Raw genomic sequence first — 21,928 nt, forward strand, 5'->3', positions numbered from 1 at the left:
CAGCTTATCCCGCAACCGACAATGAGCAGATGTCACAAGCTGCGTGCGCGGCGTGAAGCCGAACAAACGCGAGTGCAGCGAATGCCGCGAGCAAGACAAAGGCAAAGGCAAAGGGGGATAGCGGGGGATCTGCGGGGGGATAAATCGGGCCGCACCAGAGCGACTATCCCCGGTGGCAAACAAGCAGGATTGAAACAAGCAGAAACCGCACAGGCCGCCCGAAGGCAGCCTGTGGATGGGGTCGGCAACCGCGCCGACCGGGGGAAAACCAACACTGCGGTGTTAGAAGAGCTTCACCTTGCTCTGACCCAGCGCATTGAACAGAGCCGGGGTGAGGCTCTCCATATTGCTGTAGAAACCGAGCTGCTGGCAGAGCAGATAGGTCTGCTCGGTCGCCTCCATCAGGAAGGCCTGACTGTAGGCATCCCCCGCCGCCTCGGGGCGACCATCCAGCTCCGCCAGCTTGCCCTGCAGTATGTAATAGAGCACCGAGCGGCCGCGACTCGCCGCCTTCTCCAGCAGATAGTTGGCCTGCTGTTGCTGGCCGTTGAGGATCGCCTGCAGGGTCAACGCCTCCCACACCCGGGCTGGCAGGGCGCCGCTGTTTTGCACCACGCTGGCGAGATGGGTGCCAATCCCCTGCAGTCGCTCGCTCTCGGATTTGCCCGCCAGGGTGGCCAGCGCCTCGCCAGCCAGATAGCGCTCCGCCAGCAGCAGCGGCTGATCCGGATGGGCAATCAGCGCCTGCTCCAGCAGATCGATGCCGCGCTTGAGGGCGACCGGATCCCGGCTGTTGATGTAGTACTGCGCCTCCATCATCGCCATCAGGGAGGCATCATCGGTCGGCCAGCCCATCCCCGGCTCGGCATCGGGTTGGTCGAGGGCGCGCAGCAGATCCTGACTGCTGGCCTGCAACACGCCGTGCACACTGTGGCGACTGAGCTGGTACTGATGGCTGAACAGCACCCGGTTAGTGTTGATATTGCGATACTCCAGATCGAGATAGGTGCCGCGCGGCTGGCGGGTGACCCGCACACTCAGCTCCTTGCCGGGCATGATGCCCCCCATCAGAGTGGTGGCGCCGTACTGCACCCGCAGCGGCGTAGCCACGGCCACTTCCCCCATCAGGGCGCGGGTAATGCCATCGGCGAGGCGCACGTTCTCGTTGTTGTCATCCATGCCGGAGTGGAAGCGGAACACCAGCAGATTGGGATCCAGCATGGCGTGTACCTGGGGGCTGGTGTGCTGGTAGCTGAGCATGCTGACAATGACGATCAGCACGATGGCAACGAAGATATCGAAACTCACCATCTTCCAGCGGCTGCGAGCATCCTTGGCATGGGTGGAGATGGCGCGGGTCAGGGGCCCGGCGGGAAAAGGGGCGACATTGGGCTGTGCATCATCATCCTGCTCAGCCACGGGCGGGCTCAGATCGGAGAGCGTCGGGTTGTCGGAGAGAGCGGTATTGACCGCGGGCGCGGGCTGCTCGTCCGCCATCACCGCGGAAACCACCTGCAACGGCCGCACCGGTGCCACCAGCTTGTAGCCGCGCTTGGGTACGGTGACGATATAGTCGGTCGCATCGGTGCGACCATCTTTGAGGATCTTGCGCAGTTCGAAGATGGACTGGGTCACTACCTGATCGGTCACCTCGGCGCCATCCCACACCTCGTTGATCAGGGCATCGCGGCCAAACACGGTGCCGGCATTGTGGGCCAGAAACCGCAACAGATTGACCAGTCTGGGTTCGAGGTAGACCTCACGGTCGGGGCGACACAACATGTTGTCGTCAACGCTCAGGGTCCAGTCGTGGATCTCAAAAACCGATTCGCTCATGATTCACTCGCTGCAGATGGTGACAATGCACGATGAGAGAGACGCAAAACCCGGGCTGACTGAACGGAACAAGGCGCTATCACCACAGGTGACAGATAAAAAGAGAACCGAAGCAATCACATCTCTGAGAGTCAGTCTGGCCAGGCCATCCTGTTTACGTCTGAAGGGCATCCTTGCGGGCATTCCGACCACCGGGATCGGAAGGGATCACTTTAAGCAAAACGGGAGCTGGATCCCACTTTTTTTGGCTATAAATCGCCGTTGAGTTGATCCGACACCGCACTTTTCGGCAAATAGCGTGCCAACTAGTATTCATATGAACATCACATATACCGGAATCAAAAAGCCCTGAACATCAGGGCTTTCTCATTTCTTCGACTATCGGGGAGACGTTACTTCGCCAGCGGGAGCGCATCCTGCTGACGACTGCGGCGCAGATGACGCCGCCACAACGAGAAGCTGCCGTAGCCAAGACTGAGCACCACCGCATAGAGGACCTGAGTGGCGAGCGCCACCAGCACCAGAGCGCAGAGCAGCACGCTTATCCCCGCCAGCCCCTTACCCACCCCGCCGAGCAGACGCCAGCCCGCCGCCATGCAGAGCAGGTAGACCAGCACGAAGTTGCCGTTGGCGTAGCGGATCAGCTCATCAAGGGGCAGTCGCAGCCAGATGATCAGGGTGATACAGATCAGACAGATGGCGAGCACCAGACCGAGCGCCCGCAGCGGCGCGCCGCGCGCGGTGAGCACGGCCAGCGAGGGGGGCAGTTTGCCTTCCCGCGCCATGCTCCAGATCAGCCGGGCAAAGCCCTGAATGTAGATGTTGATGCTGGCAAAACAGGAGAGGTAACCGAGCACTGCCACCAGCCACTTGGCGGTGGGGCCGAACAGCAGCGCCAGCAGGGAGGGGATAGCGGTGGCGTTTTTCGCCTCATCGCCGTAGAAGCCATATTTGAGCACCACCAGCGAGTGGATCCAGTAGATAAGCCCCGCCAGCAGCACACCGCCAAGCAGGGCGATGGGGTAGTCCCGCTCCGGCCGCTTGAACTCCTCCCCCATGTGGGCAAAGGCTTCCAGCCCGACGAAACACCAGAACATCACCGCCAGCGCGGTGGCCATAGGGGGCCACTCGTCCGCGCTCGGCAGCGGTCGCGCTGCATCGCGCCAGCTCACCTCCCCCTTGAACCAGATAAGCAGGGTGAGCCCCAAAATGGCGAGCGCAATCAGCAGTTGCAGGTTGCCGGAAGATCGCGCCCCACGCAGCCCCAGCAGAAAGACCCCGAGCAGGGTCAGCAGCTGGATACCCCAGAGGGCCCACTCCCCCATCTCGAGCAGGGCGTGCCAGAAACCGGCAGCGATCATCAGGGCGGCGGGCAGCCCCACCGGCAGCACCGCCAGAAAGAGAAAGGCAGAGAAACGCTCGGCGCCATTGCCAAAGGCGAGACCAATCAGGTGCGGCGCACCGCCCGCATGGGGATAGCGGCGCCCGAGGCGGGCGAAGGTAAAGGCGATGGGCAGCACCAGCGGAATCAGCAGTAACCAGGCCCACAGCGATGCCCCGCCCGCCAGCGAGGCAGCGGTCGCCGGCACCACGAAGATCCCGGTGCCGAGCAGCGAGGTGGTGAGCAGCCCCATCCCCTGCCAGAGCCCGAGATCCTTTTTCAACCCAGACATATCCTTTTGTCCTGACTAAAAAAACATCCCGCCATGTTAGGCCTGCCCCGCCCCTTTGTTAAGCACGGCAGCGAGAATATGCAGCCTTTTATTCAGGCTCGGACTCAGCTTGCAGGGATTCGGCCAGAAAATCCCCCAGCAGGGTGATTTTGAGCACCTGCCGCCGCGCCGCCGGATAGATGAAGTAGAGGGTCTTGGCCGGGCTCTGATAGCGACCAAGCAGCGGCAGCAAACGCCCCGCAGCGATATGCTCACGCACCTGTTCGGCGGGCTGCAAGGTGATGCCAGCCCCCGAGAGCGCAGCCGTCAACAAGGCTGGCCAGTGATTGATGCGCAGGCGCGAGGCGACCCGCACCTCCTCGCTCTGGCCATCCTGGCTAACAAATTGCCAGCGCTCGTGCTCCCCCCAGTTGCCGTGCAGACACTGGTGGCGAACTAGATCGGCCGGATGACGGGGCACGCCGTGGCGATTGAGGTAGTCGGGAGCAGCGCAGAGCCGGTAGTGCTGGGTCAGCAGCGGACGGGCAATCAGCGCCTCATCCTGCGGACGCAGGGTGCGGATGGCGGCATCGAACCCCTCCTCCACCAGATCGACCCAGCGGGGGGTGAGCTGCAGATCCAGATCCAGCTTGGGGTAACGGTCGAGAAAAGCAGGCAGCAGCGGCACCAGCCGGTGGTGGCCAAAGCTGAGGGGGGCGGCGATGCGCAGCCGTCCGGCCGGCTCGGCCAGCAGATTCTGGGTGAGCGACTCGGTCAATGCCATCTCCTCCAGTACCCGCTGACAGCGAGCGAGAAAAAGCTGGCCCAGCTCGGTGAGAGTCTGCTGGCGGGTGGTCTTGTAAAACAGCTTGCCCCCCAGCCACTGCTCCAGTCCCAGCACATGCTTGCCCACCATCTGGGCGCTGACCCCCTCTTCGCTCGCCACCGCGCTGTAGGAGCCGAGATCCACCACCCGGGTGAAGATACGCATGCTGGTCAATCGGTCCACAACCCCTCCTTTTTGCCCGTTTCAAGGCCGTTTGGCCCGCGACGAGGGCTCTATTCACAACCAAAAGTTTAGTAAGAAATGGATTTTAGCCAATTTATTCAACTTTTAGTTGCCAATACAGTGATGCCATCCCTCCCCCACAGGATAAATTCCCATGAAAAGCACCTATCTGGCCGCCCTGCTGGTCGGTCTGCTGGCCAGCGGCGCCAGTCAGGCCGCCGAGAGCAGCTTTATCAGCAACCACGATCATGCCCCTGCCTCAGCAACTCAGGCCCGGCCCGATATCTTTCGGGTCAGCCTGCTCGGCACCGGCACTCCGGTGCCCCAGATCAGCCGGGGCGGTTACAGCACCCTGGTCGAAGCGGGCAACCAGAAGCTGGTGTTCGATTTTGGCCGCAACTCCGCCACTCGCCTGTGGCAGCTGCATATCCCCATCGGCCGGGTCAACGCCTTCTTCCTCACCCACTTTCACTCCGACCACACCAACGGGCTGGCGGATCTCTGGCTGACCGGCTGGCTGCAACCGGCCTATGGCCAGCGCCACGCGCCGATGGAACTCTACGGCCCCAAAGGCACCACAGCTCTCGCCCGTGGCTTGCAGCAGGCCTACGCCACCGACATCGCCACCCGGGTCAAGGATGAGGGAACGCCGCTGGACGGGGTGGAGATCAACAGCCACGAGGTCACCGCCGGGGTGGTCTACAACCATGACGGGGTCAAGGTAACCGCCTTTGACAACGACCACGGGGTCAACATCAAGCCGTCATTCGGCTATCGCATCGACTACCACGGCCACAGCGTGGTGCTCTCCGGCGATACCCGCTACAGCCCCGAAGTGGTGAAGCAGGCCAAAGGGGCCGACCTGCTGGTGCACTGCGTCTCCATGACCTCTGCCGAGCAGATGAAGGCCAACCCCGGCTACAAGGCGATCGCCGGTCACCTCGCCTCCCCTGAGCAGGCGGCCCGGGTAATGAACGAAGCCCAACCGGCGCTGACCGTGTTCAGCCATATCGGCCTCAACGGCAAGATCATGGTCAAAGATCTGGCGCAGGATCTGCGCGCCCGCTACTCGGGCCCCTTTGTCATCGGCAACGACCTGATGCAGATTGATCTGCCCACCACGGCCTCCGGCAAGGGCTATGCCCTCTGGCAGTCGGAGAATATCGACAATAAATAGCTGGCACGGATGCCGGTCAGCCATGGCCGGCATCCGCAATCGACACCGGGGGCTATCTTTAAGGGGTGTTTGACCACAAGGAGTTATCTCTATGAGCCTGAAATGGAAGCACCTCGCCCTGGCCACTCTTCCCTTGTTCGGCATGTCGGCCGCTCAGGCGGCGGTGTTGACCAGCCTTGAATGGCCCCCTTACACCAGCGCCAGCCTCCCTGAACAGGGCAAGAGCAGTCAGGTGGTGACCGCAGCCTTTGCCCTGGCTGGCGACCCGCTGACCATCAAGTTCTATCCCTGGCAACGGGCCGTGGACGAGGCAACCAACAACCCCGAGGTACTGGGCTACTTCCCCGAGTATCTCGACCCCAAGAGCAGCTGCCTCTTCTCCGACCCCATAGGTAACGGCCCTCTCGGGTTTGCCCAGCGAGCCGATCAGCCGGTCACCTGGCAGAGCCTTGATGACCTCAAGGGCAAGAAAATTGGTGTCGTCACCGGCTATGTGAATACCACCGAGTTCGACGAAAAAGTGGCCAGCAAGGTGCTCTCGGCTGACGCCACCAGCTCGGACAGCCAGAACCTGCTCAAGCTCGGCAACGGTCGGCTCGATCTGGCGGTCATCGACCAGAATGTGATGACCTATCTGCTGGAGAGCGATCCCCAACTCAAGGACGTTGCCGCCAACCTCGGCTTCAACGGCAAGATCCTCGAGGACAAGTCCCTCCACGTCTGTTTTACCAACTCTGCCAAGGGGAAAGAGGCGCGGGACAAATTCAACAAGGCGCTGGCCAGCGATGAGGTGAAGAAGCTGATGAAGTAGCGATACCGCATCCGCTTAGCGCCCCAAACACCCATAAAAAAAGCCGCCTCTTGCGAGGCGGCTTCTTCATTCAACTTGGTAACCGGAGTTATCAGGCAATCAGCTTGTAGATGATACCGGACATGGCGATCAGGCCGATGATGGTCACGAAGCCGTTGCTGATGTTGCCAGCGTATTTGCGCATGGCCGGAACCTTGGTGATGGCGTACATCGGCATCAGGAACAGCAGCATTGCGATGATCGGGCCGCCCAGGTCTTCAATCATGCCGAGGATGCTCGGGTTGATGGTAGCGATGGCCCAGGTGGTCAGGATCATGAACACGGCAGTGACTTTGTTCAGTTGCTTGGTGTCAACGTTCTTGCCCTTCTCGCGCAGCGCCTTGGCCATCAGGCCGTTCATGCCTTCTTGCGCACCCAGGTAGTGACCCAGGAAGGATTTGCTGATGGCAACCATGGCGATCAGCGGAGCCACAGTACCGATAACCGGGTTATCGAAGTGGTTGGCCAGGTAGGACAGGATGGAGATGTTCTGTTCTTTGGCAGCAGCCAGGTCAGCCGGGGAGAGGCTCAGTACGCAGCTGAATACGAAGAACATAACGGTCATCACCATCATGACGTGGGCGCCCAGCAGGATGTTGCTGCACTTCTTCTCGGCACCTTCACCGTAACGACCTTTGTTGTCCACCGCGAAGGAGGAGATGATCGGGGAGTGGTTGAAGGAGAACACCATTACCGGGATAGCCAGCCACAGGGTCTTGATAAAGTCACCGTTGAAGGCGTCGGACAGGGCCGGAGCTTCAGTGATGATGGCACCGTTCCAGTGCGGGATCAGGTAGAACGCCAGACCCATCAGGGTGAGCACGAACGGGAATACCAGCACGCTCATCGCTTTGACGATAACCTGGCCGCCCAGACGAACAACCGCCATCAGACCGAGGATCAGAGCCAGTGACAGAACGGCACGGGGAGGTGCAGACATGCCCAGCTGGTGAACAATCACGCTCTCGACGGTGTTGGTGATGGCGACTGAATACATCAGCACGATCGGGTAGATGGCAAAGAAGTAGAGCAGGGTGATGAATTTGCCTGCGGTCTTGCCGAAGTGCTCTTCTACTACTTCAGTGATGTCTCCATCACGGGTAGAGCCGGACAGCACGAAGCGAGTCAGACCACGGTGAGCAAAGAAAGTCAGCGGCAGCGCCAGAATCAACATAGCAACCAGCGGCCACAGGCCACCTACACCGGCGTTGATTGGCAGGAAGAGCACACCGGCACCGATCGCGGTACCGTACAGACCCAGCATCCAGACCACATCGGCCTTGTTGACGCCGCGGGAGGTGTTGCTGGCTAAACGACCATCAGCTGCAATATTCATGTCAGACATACGTTGTTCCTGTCATCTAGGAAAATGGGATTCTTGTTTGGTCGGGCCTTGGCCCGGTTCCATCTCCCTGGAACGCCTGCTGTCCGTCCTTGATATTAACCTCTCGCCCCCCGGCAACCTCGCCATCACTCCTTGTGACAACAGGATTGCAACAAACAACAGTGCGAGATTTTGACCCTCAGGGTCGGCGCCCGTTTCACTTAACAACCGATTAACGTGCGCCACTCTTGATGGGCTGACTTTAATTAAATGCCCTTATTAATCACAGCGTTTTTTTGAATTAATCAACCAAAGTTTGATTTTGGTCGCCTTTCGGACGACCAAGATCACACTAAAAGCGCCTTATTGTGAGTTTTTTTTAACAATTCAACTTAGTTTCACTGGAATCAATGGCCTGCGAGCAGCTACATATTTGCAACAAGCCACCCGTTTAGCGCGGATTGTGTGCAGCACGGCCTTGGCGTACCCTTGTGACTTACGCCTTTTTGTTGATTGATGATGACCATTACCCGTACCGATCTCGCCGAACTGGCAGTGTTTGCCGCCGTCGCCCGTCACCGCAGTTTCAGCAAGGCCGCCCTCGAACTCGGGGTCTCCGCCTCCGCCCTCAGCCACAGCCTGAAGGGGCTGGAAGCCCGTCTGGGGGTGCGGCTGCTCAACCGCAGCACCCGCGCCGTGGTACCGACCGAAGCGGGCCAGCGGCTACTCAAGCAGCTGCTCCCCACCCTCAATACCCTGGAAGAGGCGCTTTGCGAGCTAGCCCGCAACAGCGATGAACCGGTGGGAAGGCTCAAGCTCTGCGCCCCCCGCGGCGCCATCGACAGCCTGCTGGCACCGGTACTCATCGACTATCTGGCCCGTTATCCGCGGATGCAGGTGGAGGTAGTGGAGCAGGAGCTGATGCCCCGACTGATTGAAGATGGCTACGATGCCGCGCTCTTTTATGGCGATCTGCTGCCCAAGGAGATGATCGGCATCCCCCTCGGCCCGCCCCAACGTTATCTGGTGGTGGGCTCCCCGGCCTATCTGGCGGAGCACGGTACGCCGGAGCACCCGAGCGAGCTGAGCCGCCACGCCTGCATCGGCTATCGCCTCACTCCGCACCATCACTATCGCTGGGCCTTTGCCGCCGACGGCACCATGCTGGAGATCGAAGTAACCGGGCCGCTCACCACCAGCACCCCGGCCCTCTATCTGGGCGCCGCCGAGGCGGGGCTGGGGCTCGCCTACTGTCTGGAAGAGGAGGTGAGCCAGAAGGTCGCGGAGGGGAAACTGCTCACCGTGCTGGAGCCCTGGTGCCCCACCTTTGCCGGCTTCTATCTCTTCTATCCCAGTCGGCATCAGCTGGGCAGCGGGCTGCGCATCCTGATCGACATGCTCAAGGCGCACTACCAAAACCCCGGATTAATGAGTAATACTCAGCAATTCATCAAGTGAAACCCTGATTATCACCAAATAAGTATTAATCTAGACTAGCTGTTCGATAATCGAACTCCCCGAGAGAACAGATATGTCTGCCTATTTAACACTGCGGCAACGGGCCATGACCCGTCGCTTCTGGGCTTACGCCCTCCCCTCCATTCTTGCCATGCTGGTCTCGGGGGCCTACTACCTCATCGACGGCATCTTCGTCGGCCACTATGTCGGCGCCGCTGGCCTCGCCGGGATAAACCTGGTCTATCCGGTCATCATGGTGCTGATCGGTCTGGCCGCCATGATCAGCATGGGGGCGGCCACCGCCATCTCCTTCCAGCAAGGGGCGAAAAACGACACGCTGGCCCGTCAGGCGCTGGTCAACGCCCTCTGGCTGCTGGCCGGACTCGGGGGCGTTGCGCCGGTGCTGCTCTATTACACCCACACCGATATCCTGCTGGGGCTGGGAATAGAACAGGGCACCGAGACCTGGAAACAGGCGAGTGACTACCTCACCTGGATTGGCGGCGGTACCCTGCTGCTGGCCAGCAATCTGGCGGTCCCCTATCTGCTGCGCAACGATGGTCGCCCGAAACTGGCCATGGTGCTGGTGAGCAGCGGCGCCGTGCTCAATATCATCCTCAACTACATCATGGTGGGTCTGCTGGGACTGGGATTGATCGGTACCGCGCAAGCCACCCTGATGGCAGAGGGTGCGGTGAGCCTGATCGGCCTTGGCTACTTCTTTACCCCCTGGGCGCGGCTTCGCCTCAGCTGGCGGGATCTGGTGCCCAACCTCCCCGCCATGCCGCACCTGCTCTTTACCGGCCTGCCTAGCCTGATTGCCCAGTTCAACCTCGGCCTGCTGCTGATGCTGCACAACAGCCAGCTGATGGTGTACGGCAATGTGAAGGATCTGGCGGGCTTTACCGTGGCCGGTTACACCGAAGCGGTCTTTATCGTCATTCTGCAGGGGCTGGCGTTCGGCATTCAGCCGCTCATCAGCAAGGCGGCGGGGGCCAAGCGCCATCGCAGCCTCAAGTACCTGATGGAGATGGGGCTCAAGTTCACCTTTATCTACGGCATGCTGGTGTGGCTCACCATCCAGCTACTGCCGGGACAGGTCGCCATGCTTTATACCGGCGACAAGGATCCCGAACTGCTGGCCGCTGCCATCAGCAGCCTGACCCTCAACCTCGGTGCCATTCCGCTGGAGGGGATCATCATGTTCGGCATAGTGCTGCTGCAATCCATGGCGCGTACCCGTCAGGCGCTGGTCATCTCCATCGCCAAAACCGTGTTGCTGCTGCCGCTCATCTTCCTGCTGCCGCTGCTGTGGGGCCGTGATGGGGTTCTGATGGCCCAGCCCGCGACCGTGCTGCTGCTCACCCTGCCGCTCTGCTGGCTGCTGTGGCGCGAGTGGCTGCGCCTGAAGATGGCCTGCGCGCCAAAAGCCAAACAGCGCCCGCAACCGGCCCGCGCACGCGCCGCCGTCCAGCTGGCCCGTTAAGGCCACCCATCCCGCAAAACAATAAAAAACCGGCATCATTGATGCCGGTTTTTGCTATATGGGCGGGTCTGCTTACGCTGACACAACAAGCCAGGCCAGCACTGCTGCCCACACTTATGCCAATACTTCTGGCCTGAGCTGGGCCATCAACCCCGGGTTGTCGGAGTAATCCACCGGAATGGCCACCACAGCAGGCCCCTCCACCGCCAGCGCGGCCCGCAGGGTGGCGCGCAACTCGTCTGCCGAGCGCACCGCAAACCCGGCCGCCCCGAATGATTCGGCATAGCGTTTGAAGTCGATGGGGCCAAAAGAGACGCCGGAGGTGCGGCAATATTTCTGCTGCTCCTGCATCGCGACCATGTTGTAGCCGTTATCGACCCAGATGATGTGAACGATATTGCTCTTGAGCCGCACCGCCGTCTCCAGCTCCATGCTCGACTGCATGAAGCTGCCATCCCCCGATACCGAGATCACCTTCTCCCCCGGCCGTACCAGCGCTGCGCCGATAGCCCACGGCAGTGCCACCCCCATGGTCTGCTGACCATTGGAGATCAACACCTGACGAGCGCGGAAGCTGTAGAGGTAGCGGGCAATCCAGATATGGAAGCTGCCCATGTCGACGCAGAGGGTCATGTCGTCGCGCACCAGATCCTGCAGCTCGCGCACGATACGCAAGGGGTGAACAGGATTGCCGTGCAGATCGTCGGCCCGCATTGCCAGTCGCAGTCGCTGCTGGCGTACCCCTTGCAGCAGCCGATCTACCTCGGGGGGACGGATTTTCGGATTGCCCATGATGCGGGTCAGCTGCAACAGGTTGGCGCGGATCGACCCCACCAGCTCAGCGGTCGGGCAGTAGCTACTGTCGATATCGGCGGGCAGCACGTCGATATGGAGGATGCGCCGCTCCCGATCGCCATTCCACAGCACGGGGTCGTACTCGATGGGGCTGTAGCCGATGCAGATCACCAGATCGGCCCCAGCCAGCAGCTGATCCCCCGGCTGGTTGTTAAAGAGCCCGACCCGTCCTGCAAAGTCATCGAAGTGGCAGCTGTCCACCACCCCGGCGGCCTGATAGGTACCGGTCACCGGCAACCGCGCCTTGTCGAGGAAGGCGCGCACCGCCTCGGCATTCTCCGGCCGGCTCGCCATCAGGCCGAGCAGCACCACCGGATTCTGGGCATTGCGCAGCAGGGTCAATGCCTGCTCCATATTCTGCTCATCGGCGCAGCCCGGCTCCGGCACCTCGCGGGGCACCAGCACATTGCCCTGCACCGGCTTGTTGATGATGTCCATCGGCAGGCTGACAAACGCCGCCCCCGGCCGTCCCAGCTCGGCGGCGCGAAAAGCGTTGGCCATCACTTCCGAAATTGCCGCCCCGCTGTTGACCTGGGCGCTGAACTTGGTGACCGGACGGCAGAGGTTGACCGTATCCATGCTCTGATGAGTGAGCTTGAGGCCGTCGGCACGGCGCACCGCACCGCCCAGCGCCACCATGGGGTCCCCCTCCGAGGTGGCGGTCGCCAGCCCGGTAATGAGGTTGGAGCAACCGGGGCCCGAGGTGACCAGCGCCACCCCCGCCTTGCCGGTGAGACGCCCCACGGCGGCAGCCATAAAGGCAGCGTTCGCCTCGTGGCGTACCACTATGGTCTCGATGGGGGAGTCCTCCAGCGCATCGAACACCCGGTCAATCTTGGCCCCCGGGATACCGAACACCTGCTTGACCCCTTGCGCCTCCAGATGACGAACCACCAGCTCGGCACCGCACTTCCACTGTCTGTTTTCCATGATATTGCTCCTTGTCTATCAGCCTTCGGCGGCCTGAATGGCGCGATCGAGATCGGCGGGGTTGAGGTCGGCCTGCCGGAAAGCGAGATCCGATGGCAGGGCCAGATTGAGGTGACGCACCACAGAAAGCCGCAGGGTGCCGTGGGCCATGGTGTAGTCGAGCAGATGGCCGCCCCCCTTGCGATCGGCGGTGATCATGTGCTCGTGAAAACCCGCCACATTGACCCCCTGCACGAACGGCGGGCAGCGAAAGCCCACCAGAGTTCCCGCCACCGCGGCAAAGCGGAATAGCGGCTGCTGTTCGATGGCTTCCAGCATGGGGCGATAGGGGGGCTCCTGACGCGGCACGGTACGGACCTTGGCTGTTTCAAACTGGCCGTCGAGGCGCAGGGCGACAAAGACGTTGTCGGATCCCACCAGCCGATCCACCCACTGGTGGATCTCGTCACGGCTCAGGGGGTGATCGAAGCGACGCTCCAGACAGGGGCGAAAATGGGTCATCACCGCAAAGGGGGTCTTCTGATCGGCGCGGGCGGGCCGGGCCGAGCCATCGGAGCGCAACTGGTGGATCTGGCGCTCGAAGGCGATCAGCTCACCATCTAGGTGGTTGAAGGTGCCGAGGCCAAAGTCGCCGTGGCGCAGCAGCTCGCACATGGTGGTCTCCCCTTCGTAGACCCCCGCCAGCAGGGCGCTCATCAGGGAACTCTGGTAGATCTCGCCACCGTCATGCTGCCTGCGCCAGCGGGAAAACTGCTGGCTCACTTCGAGGGCACAGCTGCACCCGGCACTGTCAGATGTTGCAATATGTTCCATTCGGGTTTCACCTCCACCGTGAATCCTGTTAGCGTTCGGATCCAATGGTGACTTGGTTCACATTTCAACACCAATACGCTGATCCCATGACTTTGAGACTCAATCGATATGGAACTTCGTACGCTCCGCTACTTCATGGCCGTTGTTGAAAAGCAGAATTTCACCCGCGCAGCCGAATCACTCAACATGGCCCAGCCGCCGCTGAGCCAGCAGATCCGCAAGCTGGAGGAGACCCTCGGCACCCCGCTACTGCGCCGTTTGACCCGCAGTGTCGAACTGACCGAGGCGGGCGAGAGCCTCTATCGGGATGCGGCGCAGATCCTGGCGCTGGCCGATGCGGCAAAACTGAAGGTAAAGCGGATTGCCCGGGGCGAGCAGGGGGCACTGCGGATCGGCTTTGCCGGTTCCACCGTGCTCCACCCCGCTGTGCTGACCCTGCTGCACGACTACCGGGAGCGCTACCCCGAGGTGGCCCTCAGCCCGCAGGAGGGCACCATGCCGGCACTGGTGGAGGCGCTGCGCAACGATCGGCTGGATGCCGCCATCTTGCGGCTCCCCTGCCGGGGCAGCGAGGGCTTTGCCCATCACCTTATCGAGCAGGAGCCGCTGCTGATCGCCCTGCCGACCAGCCATCCCAAGGCCAAGCCGGGCCCCTTGCCACTGGCCAGCCTGAAGGACGAGAGTTTTATTCTGTTTCCCCACGCCATCGGGCCCGGGCTCTATGACGGCATCGTGGGCCTCTGCCGGGAGGCGGGGTTTGAGCCGATACTGGGGCCCGAATGCCCGCAGGTGATCTCTACCGTCGGCATGGTGCAGGCGGGCTTTGGCGTGACTCTGGTGCCCAGCTCGGTGGCGGCGCTGCGCCCGCTCGGGGTCAGTTATCACTCCATTGAGGGCAACGGCATGATGACCAGTATCAGTCTGGCGACACGACCACACCCAAGCAGTGCCGTGCTGCGGCACTTTATCGCCCAGATCCGTGCCGCCCATATACGACAAGGCCTCCCGAAGGAGGCCCTGTTGAACAAGCTTGAACCGGTTTGATGACCAGCTTGCCTGATGCGACTGCTTATTTGACGGTACTGCTTATTTGACAGTCACGCGGGCAAACTTGCGCTTGCCGACCTGATAGACGGCGGTACCGGCACCGATGAGTGCCTTGCCATCTTCCAGCTTCTCGCCATCCACCTTGACCGCACCCTGCTTGATCATCCGCAGCGCTTCGGAGGTGGTGGCCACCAGATCGGCCTCTTTCAGCAGGTTGGCGATGGCCAGACCTTCGCCTTCCAGTGCCAGCTCGACCTCCGGCATTTCGTCCGGAATGGCGTTCTTGGAGAAACGCTGGGTGAAATCTTCGTGGGCCGCTTCGGCCGCCGCTTCATCGTGATAACGGGCGATGATCTCTTTGGCCAGCCAGATCTTCACATCGCGAGGGTTGAGAGTACCGGCAGCGATGCCCGCCTTGAACTCTTCGATTTCAACCAGCGGACGGAAGGAGAGCAGCTCGTAGTAGTTCCACATCAGATCGTCGGTGATGGACATGATCTTGCCGAACATCTCGCCCGGGGCGTCGTGGACGCCGATGTAGTTGCCTGCGGACTTGGACATCTTCTTAACGCCATCCAGACCCACCAGCAGCGGCATCATCAGCACGCACTGGGTCGCCATGCCGGCATCTTTTTGCAGCTCGCGGCCCATCAGCAGGTTAAACTTCTGGTCGGTACCGCCCAGCTCAACGTCCGCCTTCAGCGCGACCGAGTCATAGCCTTGCAGCAGCGGATAGAGGAATTCGTGAATCGCGATGGATTGGCCGCCGGTGTAGCGCTTTTTGAAGTCGTCGCGCTCCATCATGCGGGCCACGGTCTGCTTGGCCGCCAGCTTGATCATGCCGGTCGCACCCAGCTCGCTCAGCCAGGTCGAGTTGTACTCGATGCGGGTCTTGGCCGGGTCGAGGATCTTGAACGCCTGCTCCGCATAGGTGAGGGCGTTATGCTTGATGGCCTCTTCGGAGAGCGGCGGACGGGTGGCGTTCTTGCCGGAGGGGTCACCCACCATGGCAGTGAAGTCACCGATCAGCAGGATGATCTCGTGGCCCAGATCCTGGAAGGTCTTCAGCTTGTTGAGGATCACGGTATGACCCAGGTGAATGTCGGGGGCCGTCGGGTCCATGCCCAACTTGATGCGCAGCGGGCGCCCTTCCTTCAACTTGGCGACAAGTTCTTCTTCAACCAGAATTTCTTCCGCTCCGCGCTTGATCTCGGCTAGCGCCACCTCGAGCTGGGACATTTTTTGACTCTCCATCACGATTCCACAGGGCCAAACATATTACTGGAATGGCGGGCCAATTGGAAAGGCTGTAAAATCCGTCCATTCTGCCCGACTTCATCTGCTTCTCATGGTTATTTGGCACGCCTTCAACGCACTCCCCCACTGGCACCGCAAGATGGTGCTGATCTTGAGCATCATGATCATGATGCTGGCTGCCTGGCCCAGCGAACAGGCAGTAGCAACACGGGTCGATGAAAACGGCAACGAGCTTGCCCTGCGGGAACCAGCTAACGATAACGCGCTGAACGACGAGCTGACTGCCGAAGCCGCCCAGCCCGTTACCCCGCCCAAGCCGCGCTACATCACCAAGCAGGTGAAGGTGCGCCGTGGCGACAACATGGGGGTGATCTTCCAGCGCATTGGCCTGAGCACCACGGATCTGCACCTAATCGACCAACTCGAGGGCAGCGATCCCCTGCGGATGCTGCAACCGGGGCAGGAGCTCACCTTCAAGCTCACCGAGAACGGCGAGCTACACAGCCTCTATTACCCCCACAGTCTGGAGCAGGCGCTCAAGGTGAGCCGCAAGGAGGAGACCTTTGTCGCCCGCAACGTCAAAATCGCCCTCGACACCCGCGAACAGGTGAGCAAAGGGGAGATCCGCTCCAGCTTCTGGGGCGCCGCGGTGGATGCGGGGATGACCGAAGATCAGATCATGGACTTGGCCGCCATCTTCGGCTGGGACATCGACTTTGCCCAGGACTTGCAGCCGGGGGACAGCTTCCGGGTGGTCTATGAAGACAAGTTCCGCGACGACGAGCGGGTCGCCTCCGGCGATATTCTGGCGGCGGAGTTCGTCAACCAGGGCACCGCCTACCGCGCCGTGCTCAATGAAGATGGCAACTACTACACCCCGGAAGGGAAGGCGATGCGCAAGAGCTTCCTGCGTGCGCCGGTCAACTTCAAATACATCAGCTCCAACTTCAACCCGCGCCGCCTCCATCCGGTGACCGGCAAGATCCGCCCCCACAACGGCATCGACTATGTGGCGCCAGTGGGCACCCCCATCATGGCGGCGGGCTCCGGCAGCGTGGTGGCCGCCGGTTACAACCAGTTCAACGGCAACTACGTCTTTATCAAGCATGCCGGCAACTATGTGACCAAGTACCTGCACCTCTCCAAGCGCACCGTCAACAAGGGGCAGCGGGTGAAGCAGGGCCAGACCATCGGCACTCTGGGTGGCACCGGCCGCGTCACCGGCCCGCACCTGCACTACGAATTCGTGGTGGGCGGCATTCACAAGAACCCGCGCACCCTCACCCTGCCGCAGGCAGAGACCCTGAGCGGACGCGAGCTGGCCAACTTCAAAAAGCTGGCGATGCCGCAACTGGCCAAGCTCGACAACCCCGAGCTGCAGCTGGCCCAGAACAAGCGGGATAGTCGCGGCAACTAAGCCATCAGGGCTGGCAGGGTGAAGGCCCTGCCAGCCCCTTTTATTGAACCCGTGCCAGGCAATCAGATTGAAATGAGTCCACTTTCAAGCATAAGATGAGATGGAACACTGGGAGCGGCATGTGGCACGGAAGCAAGGGCTTATCTATCCTGTCTCTCTCACTCTTTTTCCGGTCCGCATTGAGGATGCAACATGGTTGAGCGTTATATCGGTCTGATGTCAAAGATCACGCCATGTGGCATGGGATGAAAGCCGTTCCCCTCTTCACCCTCTCTGCACACCGTATTTTCGAACAGCAATGTAAGGAGACACATGGCTGAACGCTATATCGGTCTGATGTCGGGAACCAGCATGGACGGCATTGATGCCGTGCTGGTGATGATCGCCGGTGATGAACTGCGGGTCGAAGCGGCGCTTTGTCACCCCTGGCCACAAGAGACCGCCCGCACGCTGCATGCACTCTGCACCCCGGGCGACAACGAAATCGACCGCATGGGGGTGGCCGATAATCTGGTGGCGCGAGAGTTTGCCGCCGCCACCCACGCGTTGCTGGCCAAGGCGCGGCTCGAACCCAAAGATATTCGCGCCATCGGAAGCCACGGCCAAACCATCCGCCACCGTCCCCAGCTCGGCTTTACCCTGCAGATCGGCAATGCCGCCCTGCTGGCCGCCCTGACCGGCATCGACGTTATCGCCGATTTTCGCACCATGGATATGGCCCTCGGCGGTCAGGGGGCGCCGCTGGTGCCCGCCTTCCATCAAGCGCTGTTTGCCAAGCCCGGCGCCCTGCGAGTGGTACTGAACCTCGGCGGCATCGCCAATATCTCGGTGCTGCCGGGCAATCCGGGCGGGGTATATGGTTTTGATACCGGCCCGGCCAACACCCTGCTCGATGGCTGGTATCGCCGCCATCAGCCCCACGGCGGCAGCTATGACGCCGGTGGCAAATGGGCCGCCAGTGGCAAGCCCATCCCGGCCCTGCTGGAGAAACTGCTGGCTCACCCCTATTTCGCCGCCCCCGCCCCCAAGAGCACCGGACGGGAGATGTTTACCCTCAATTGGCTCGATGGGGAGCTGGCAGGCACTTCATACGCCCCCGTGGACGTGCAGCGCACCCTGCAAGCGCTCACCTGCCACAGCATCGCCCGCCAACTGCCCGCCCGGCCCGAATCAGTCGGTGCCAGCCAGCCGAAAGCCGAGCTGTTTGTCTGCGGCGGCGGTGCCCATAACGCCCCCTTGCTGAAGGAGCTGGCCAGCCTGCTGCCTACATGGCGCATCGCCAGCACCGCCGAGCTGGGGCTGGCCCCCGACTGGGTGGAAGGCGCAGCCTTTGCCTGGCTGGCCATGTGCTTTGTCCACCGCAAGCCGGGCAACCTGCCCGCCGTCACCGGTGCCAGCCGTCCGGCTGTGCTGGGGGCGCTTTATCCCGCCTGAGTGATGACAAGGGGGCTGCGGATCAGTGTGCCCCCTTGAACAGACGCACAACCTGTTGCCGGATCGGTGCAAACAGCGGGGGCTTTGGCGGCTCCAGATTGATATGGCGCCGCCCGGCACGGGTTTCACAGCGAAGCAGATTCTGGATGTAGTGATGGTGGGAGCGATGGATCAACTGTGAGGCTTGATACGCCCACAGTCTGGGAATGCCCCACAGGGTGCTGGCAATCGCCCCGACGATGCAGAAGAAAGCGGGCTCCTGAGTTCCCATCCGGCTGGCGTTCTCCAGCGCCTCCTTGAGCGAGTTGGAGTGGGCAATACAGGTCATGATATTGACCATGAAGGCGTCGTAATCATCCTCCCCACCCTTGCCAACACGCGCCGTCAGGGTCGCCGCGGGCTGATAACCAAACTGATGGGCGATATTTTCCAACACCGTATTACGCTGGCGGATCACCTTGCCATAAAACATCAGCATCACCATGCAGTCGATCGCCTTGCACAGCGCCTTGTAGTGGGGATGGCTCTTCTTGGGACGCGGCGCCGTGGCGAGTGCCAGCTCTTCAGAGATGGCCAGCAGGCCCACAGGTACGGCGGTGCTGACAAACGAGAGATCAATCGACAGCTCCAGCCCCTCCTCCCCTTCCATGCGGGCAACAATCACATGTTCGCCAAACAGCCTACGCTGGCGCTCGATAAAGGCGCCAAAGACCAGATCACGAAACTGCTTTTGCGGATAAGGGGTATCGAGCAGGCTCTCGATGGTCATGATGGCGGCGGATACCCGGCCGCGCAGTCGGTAATCGGCAGGAATGGGAAAACTCTTTCCCAGGCGAGGAGGTAACCGCTGCCCAGATGTTTGACAATACATATCGCCCAGAACGAAACCCAGCATAAATCCTCCACAGTCAGGTAATGATGATCGCGATGCGATCTCGCTTGCCAATCCTGGGCAATGGCCTGCCGGTGCATCGATGCTCTCCGTCAGGGCTCCTTGATTACCTTATTAATCATACGATTAATAGCGAGTGAAAAAAGCGACCTGACTCGCAATCACGCCACTAATTAACAGTTTCATCAAGAAACCATAAAAAGCGGTCAATAAATCCATTTTTTGACGAATTTCCCTTTAAAAACAGCACATTGAACTTTATTCCTGCGAAATCACCTGAGCTGTTCCCGAGCCCTGAAAACCATCCCAATCATCACAACCAGCAAAAGATAAGAGGGAGATCAGACAAAGCCGCAAAAAAGTGGAAAAATCGACGACGCGGGGCAACCCCACACATCGAGGGATGCAACCGGCGTGAAGATAAGCGGATTGCCACCACCGCCCCTCATCCAACGCCACCTCTCATCCATCGCCATCTCTTATCGAGCGCCACCGCTCCTGCACACCGTCACGCCAACGCCATGCTCCCCACTCCTGTGCAGCCGGGGCAGATCTGCCGTGCAAATTCATGGCATAGAATTTTATGGTGTTAATAACAGATCCCGGCTGCCAGCAAGGCGTCATCGAGTATGCCGGAATCATCATTAACAGAGAGGAATGCAAAAGCCGTGAATTATATTCCAGAGGTATCTTTAATAAGGTGGATATGCATATTAACGGGAATTTTCATAGCCCCTTAAAAGAGCTGAAAACAGATATCCATGCACCATAATATGCATTATTTGCACATCGGCGCATAATATTAACCCTTTATTCACACGCCAATATCCCGAAGAGGGGGAGAGCAAACCCAGTCAGGACAAGGCTGTCCGCCGGTTCGGCACCATTTGCACACAAATTGGCTCCTATTTCGGGTGAATTGAATAGCAATGTGATTAAATTTGCGCCCATTGAGCCATCTCATAGAAATGCAATAAGCGGTTTGCAACCCCTGATAGCCACTCATAGAATCGCAGCGTCTGAAATATCTACCCTGTCCTCTTCTCCCTTATTCCTCTCAGCGATTGAGTGGATCACAAATAATAACCGGGGATGCCGTCGCTGGCGCAGTGGCCGTGGCACACAACAAGATGGGGTAAACCTGTACCTGAATGAACAACAAATATTAAAAAGAGGCATATCTATGAGTGGCACCATCATCAAGTCGGCAAGAAATACCCCCCATGCACCCCAAGATCTGAGCCCCTGCACCCAAACGGTGGCGTTTTCTCATTACAACAATATCTCCGCCCAGCTGCCGGTCGATCCCGCCACCGGCAAGATGGTGAGTGGCGATGTCACCGCGCAGGCCAGACAGTGCCTGAGCAACCTCAAGGCGATCATCGAGAGCATCGGCCATGTGATGGACGATATGGTCAAAGCGACCATCTTCCTCAAAGAGATGGCGGATCTGGAGGCAGTCAACGCCGTCTATCGCGAATTCTTCCCGGGCTATCTGCCGACCCGCACCACCCTCGCCGTCGCCGCCCTGCCGCTGGGCGCGCTGGTGCAGATCGATGCCATCATCTCCAACGGCGAAGGCACCTTCCCGCAAGCCCCCTGCCCGCTGATTAAACTAGCGCGCAACAGTGACAAGGCGCCGCACAATCCGCTCTCCACCCATACCGTGGCCTTCTCCCACTACAACAATATCGGTGCGCAACTGCCGGTCGAGGCCGCCTCGGGCCAACTGGTCGCCGGTGGCATCAAGGAGCAGGCGGGTCAGTGCCTGCGCAACATCAAGCACGTGCTGGAGAGCATCGACGTGCCGTTTGACGATATCGTCAAGGTTACCGTCTATCTGACCGATCTGGCCGATCTGGAGGCCGTCAACGAGGTCTACACCACCTTCTTCCCCGACTCCGCCATTGCCCGCGCCGTGGCCTATCTGCCTGCCCGCTCTGTGGTCAGCGCCGCTGCCCTGCCCATGGGGTCACGGGTGCAGATGGATGCGGTCATCTCCCACGGTGACGGCACCCCGCCGCAACTGGTGGAAGACCGTCACAATCTGGTGATCCGCGCCCGCAATACCGACAAGGCACCGCGCAGCACGCTCCATTGCCAGACTGTCGCCTTCTCCCACTACAACCATCTCTCTGCGCAGTTACCGATAGACCCCGCCACTGGCAAGATCCTGGCTGGCTGCATCAAGGAGCAGACCGCCCAGAGCCTGAGCAATATCAAGGCAATTGTGGAGAGCATCGGCCATGTGATGGACGATATCGTCAAGGTCAATATCCAGCTCGGCAATATCGCGGATCTGGATGCGGTCAACGCCGTCTACACCAAATACTTCCCGGGCTACCTGCCTGCCCGCACCGTAATCGGGGTAAGTGAACTTCCCGCCGGTGCTCTGGTACAAATCGATGCAGTGATGTCCAACGCGGAAAGCACCCCGCCGCAGGTGTAATGTTGCGGGAAATAAAAAAGAGACCGGCTGATGGCCGGTCTC

Annotated in this window: 16 protein-coding genes; 8 read left to right on the forward strand and 8 right to left on the reverse strand. The window is 60.5% G+C overall.

Going from position 1 to position 21,928, the window contains the following annotated elements; all coding sequences use genetic code 11:
• Window positions 1-282: 282 nt before the first annotated feature.
• The 3 genes from cadC to LRL22_RS03140 all read right to left on the reverse strand — a co-directional run bounded on the left by cadC (window position 283) and on the right by LRL22_RS03140 (window position 4,497).
• On the reverse strand, window positions 283-1,836 hold the full coding sequence (gene cadC / locus LRL22_RS03130; RefSeq protein WP_270904700.1) for a lysine decarboxylation/transport transcriptional activator CadC: 1,554 nt from the start codon (window positions 1,834-1,836) through the stop codon (window positions 283-285).
• Window positions 1,837-2,228: 392 nt separating this feature from the next.
• Window positions 2,229-3,509 (reverse strand): L-methionine/branched-chain amino acid transporter, encoded by a 1,281-nt coding sequence (gene yjeH / locus LRL22_RS03135; RefSeq protein ID WP_270904701.1) that lies wholly within the window; start codon window positions 3,507-3,509, stop codon window positions 2,229-2,231.
• Between the two features lie 88 nt (window positions 3,510-3,597).
• Window positions 3,598-4,497 carry a LysR family transcriptional regulator gene (locus tag LRL22_RS03140; protein WP_270904702.1) on the reverse strand — a complete coding sequence of 300 codons (900 nt, stop codon included), beginning with the start codon at window positions 4,495-4,497 and terminating at the stop codon, window positions 3,598-3,600.
• A 154-nt stretch (window positions 4,498-4,651) separates the two neighbouring features.
• On the opposite strand from LRL22_RS03140, the gene LRL22_RS03145 reads away from it, so the two are divergent.
• Entirely contained in the window at window positions 4,652-5,674 is a 1,023-nt protein-coding gene (locus LRL22_RS03145; protein ID WP_270904703.1) for an MBL fold metallo-hydrolase, read from the forward strand.
• Window positions 5,675-5,765: 91 nt separating this feature from the next.
• The gene (locus tag LRL22_RS03150; RefSeq protein WP_245096953.1) at window positions 5,766-6,485 is read left to right on the forward strand and encodes a substrate-binding periplasmic protein; all 720 of its coding nucleotides are present in this window, start codon (window positions 5,766-5,768) and stop codon (window positions 6,483-6,485) included.
• A gap of 91 nt (window positions 6,486-6,576) precedes the next feature.
• On the opposite strand, the gene LRL22_RS03155 is transcribed toward LRL22_RS03150, so the two are convergent.
• Window positions 6,577-7,869 (reverse strand): HAAAP family serine/threonine permease, encoded by a 1,293-nt coding sequence (locus LRL22_RS03155; protein WP_005338498.1) that lies wholly within the window; start codon window positions 7,867-7,869, stop codon window positions 6,577-6,579.
• 498 nt (window positions 7,870-8,367) lie between these two features.
• Here LRL22_RS03155 and LRL22_RS03160 point away from each other — a divergent pair, with 498 nt between their 5' ends.
• The gene (locus LRL22_RS03160) at window positions 8,368-9,306 is read left to right on the forward strand and encodes a LysR family transcriptional regulator (RefSeq protein ID WP_064338523.1); all 939 of its coding nucleotides are present in this window, start codon (window positions 8,368-8,370) and stop codon (window positions 9,304-9,306) included.
• A 73-nt stretch (window positions 9,307-9,379) separates the two neighbouring features.
• Window positions 9,380-10,792 carry an MATE family efflux transporter gene (locus LRL22_RS03165; protein WP_270904704.1) on the forward strand — a complete coding sequence of 471 codons (1,413 nt, stop codon included), beginning with the start codon at window positions 9,380-9,382 and terminating at the stop codon, window positions 10,790-10,792.
• Between the two features lie 114 nt (window positions 10,793-10,906).
• Here LRL22_RS03165 and alsS read toward each other — a convergent pair whose 3' ends face one another.
• A complete protein-coding gene (gene alsS, locus LRL22_RS03170) occupies window positions 10,907-12,577 on the reverse strand; it encodes an acetolactate synthase AlsS (RefSeq protein ID WP_005338504.1) in 1,671 nt (556 codons plus the stop codon).
• 18 nt (window positions 12,578-12,595) lie between these two features.
• The gene (gene budA / locus LRL22_RS03175; RefSeq protein ID WP_270904705.1) at window positions 12,596-13,390 is read right to left on the reverse strand and encodes an acetolactate decarboxylase; all 795 of its coding nucleotides are present in this window, start codon (window positions 13,388-13,390) and stop codon (window positions 12,596-12,598) included.
• Between the two features lie 108 nt (window positions 13,391-13,498).
• Between budA and LRL22_RS03180 the strand changes: the two genes are divergently transcribed.
• A complete protein-coding gene (locus tag LRL22_RS03180) occupies window positions 13,499-14,434 on the forward strand; it encodes a LysR family transcriptional regulator (protein WP_270904706.1) in 936 nt (311 codons plus the stop codon).
• Window positions 14,435-14,476: 42 nt separating this feature from the next.
• Here LRL22_RS03180 and tyrS read toward each other — a convergent pair whose 3' ends face one another.
• A complete protein-coding gene (gene tyrS / locus LRL22_RS03185; RefSeq protein ID WP_040066622.1) occupies window positions 14,477-15,676 on the reverse strand; it encodes a tyrosine--tRNA ligase in 1,200 nt (399 codons plus the stop codon).
• Between the two features lie 109 nt (window positions 15,677-15,785).
• Between tyrS and LRL22_RS03190 the strand changes: the two genes are divergently transcribed.
• Both LRL22_RS03190 and LRL22_RS03195 read left to right on the forward strand, forming a co-directional pair.
• On the forward strand, window positions 15,786-17,111 hold the full coding sequence (locus LRL22_RS03190; protein ID WP_270904707.1) for a peptidoglycan DD-metalloendopeptidase family protein: 1,326 nt from the start codon (window positions 15,786-15,788) through the stop codon (window positions 17,109-17,111).
• A gap of 312 nt (window positions 17,112-17,423) precedes the next feature.
• Complete coding sequence (locus LRL22_RS03195) at window positions 17,424-18,545, forward strand: anhydro-N-acetylmuramic acid kinase (protein ID WP_270904708.1); 1,122 nt, start codon at window positions 17,424-17,426, stop codon at window positions 18,543-18,545.
• 22 nt (window positions 18,546-18,567) lie between these two features.
• Here LRL22_RS03195 and LRL22_RS03200 read toward each other — a convergent pair whose 3' ends face one another.
• Window positions 18,568-19,440 carry a hypothetical protein gene (locus LRL22_RS03200; protein WP_270904709.1) on the reverse strand — a complete coding sequence of 291 codons (873 nt, stop codon included), beginning with the start codon at window positions 19,438-19,440 and terminating at the stop codon, window positions 18,568-18,570.
• 1,180 nt (window positions 19,441-20,620) lie between these two features.
• On the opposite strand from LRL22_RS03200, the gene LRL22_RS03205 reads away from it, so the two are divergent.
• Window positions 20,621-21,886: a RidA family protein gene (locus LRL22_RS03205; RefSeq protein ID WP_270904710.1), complete on the forward strand. Its 1,266-nt coding sequence runs from the start codon at window positions 20,621-20,623 to the stop codon at window positions 21,884-21,886.
• Window positions 21,887-21,928: the final 42 nt, after the last annotated feature.

Source organism: Aeromonas sp. PI_26 (assembly GCF_027854445.1).
GTDB classification, from domain to species: Bacteria; Pseudomonadota; Gammaproteobacteria; order Enterobacterales; family Aeromonadaceae; genus Aeromonas; species Aeromonas veronii.

Excerpts from the sequence above, each read along its gene's own strand:
- cadC (WP_270904700.1), bottom strand. The coding sequence starts at position 1,836 with ATGAGCGAATCGGTTTTTGAGATCCACGACTGGACCCTGAGCGTTGAC.
- yjeH (WP_270904701.1), bottom strand. The coding sequence starts at position 3,509 with ATGTCTGGGTTGAAAAAGGATCTCGGGCTCTGGCAGGGGATGGGGCTG.
- LRL22_RS03145 (WP_270904703.1), top strand. The coding sequence starts at position 4,652 with ATGAAAAGCACCTATCTGGCCGCCCTGCTGGTCGGTCTGCTGGCCAGC.
- LRL22_RS03150 (WP_245096953.1), top strand. The coding sequence starts at position 5,766 with ATGAGCCTGAAATGGAAGCACCTCGCCCTGGCCACTCTTCCCTTGTTC.
- LRL22_RS03155 (WP_005338498.1), bottom strand. The coding sequence starts at position 7,869 with ATGTCTGACATGAATATTGCAGCTGATGGTCGTTTAGCCAGCAACACC.
- LRL22_RS03160 (WP_064338523.1), top strand. The coding sequence starts at position 8,368 with ATGACCATTACCCGTACCGATCTCGCCGAACTGGCAGTGTTTGCCGCC.
- LRL22_RS03165 (WP_270904704.1), top strand. The coding sequence starts at position 9,380 with ATGTCTGCCTATTTAACACTGCGGCAACGGGCCATGACCCGTCGCTTC.
- alsS (WP_005338504.1), bottom strand. The coding sequence starts at position 12,577 with ATGGAAAACAGACAGTGGAAGTGCGGTGCCGAGCTGGTGGTTCGTCAT.
- budA (WP_270904705.1), bottom strand. The coding sequence starts at position 13,390 with ATGGAACATATTGCAACATCTGACAGTGCCGGGTGCAGCTGTGCCCTC.
- LRL22_RS03180 (WP_270904706.1), top strand. The coding sequence starts at position 13,499 with ATGGAACTTCGTACGCTCCGCTACTTCATGGCCGTTGTTGAAAAGCAG.
- tyrS (WP_040066622.1), bottom strand. The coding sequence starts at position 15,676 with ATGTCCCAGCTCGAGGTGGCGCTAGCCGAGATCAAGCGCGGAGCGGAA.
- LRL22_RS03190 (WP_270904707.1), top strand. The coding sequence starts at position 15,786 with ATGGTTATTTGGCACGCCTTCAACGCACTCCCCCACTGGCACCGCAAG.
- LRL22_RS03195 (WP_270904708.1), top strand. The coding sequence starts at position 17,424 with ATGGCTGAACGCTATATCGGTCTGATGTCGGGAACCAGCATGGACGGC.
- LRL22_RS03200 (WP_270904709.1), bottom strand. The coding sequence starts at position 19,440 with ATGCTGGGTTTCGTTCTGGGCGATATGTATTGTCAAACATCTGGGCAG.
- LRL22_RS03205 (WP_270904710.1), top strand. The coding sequence starts at position 20,621 with ATGAGTGGCACCATCATCAAGTCGGCAAGAAATACCCCCCATGCACCC.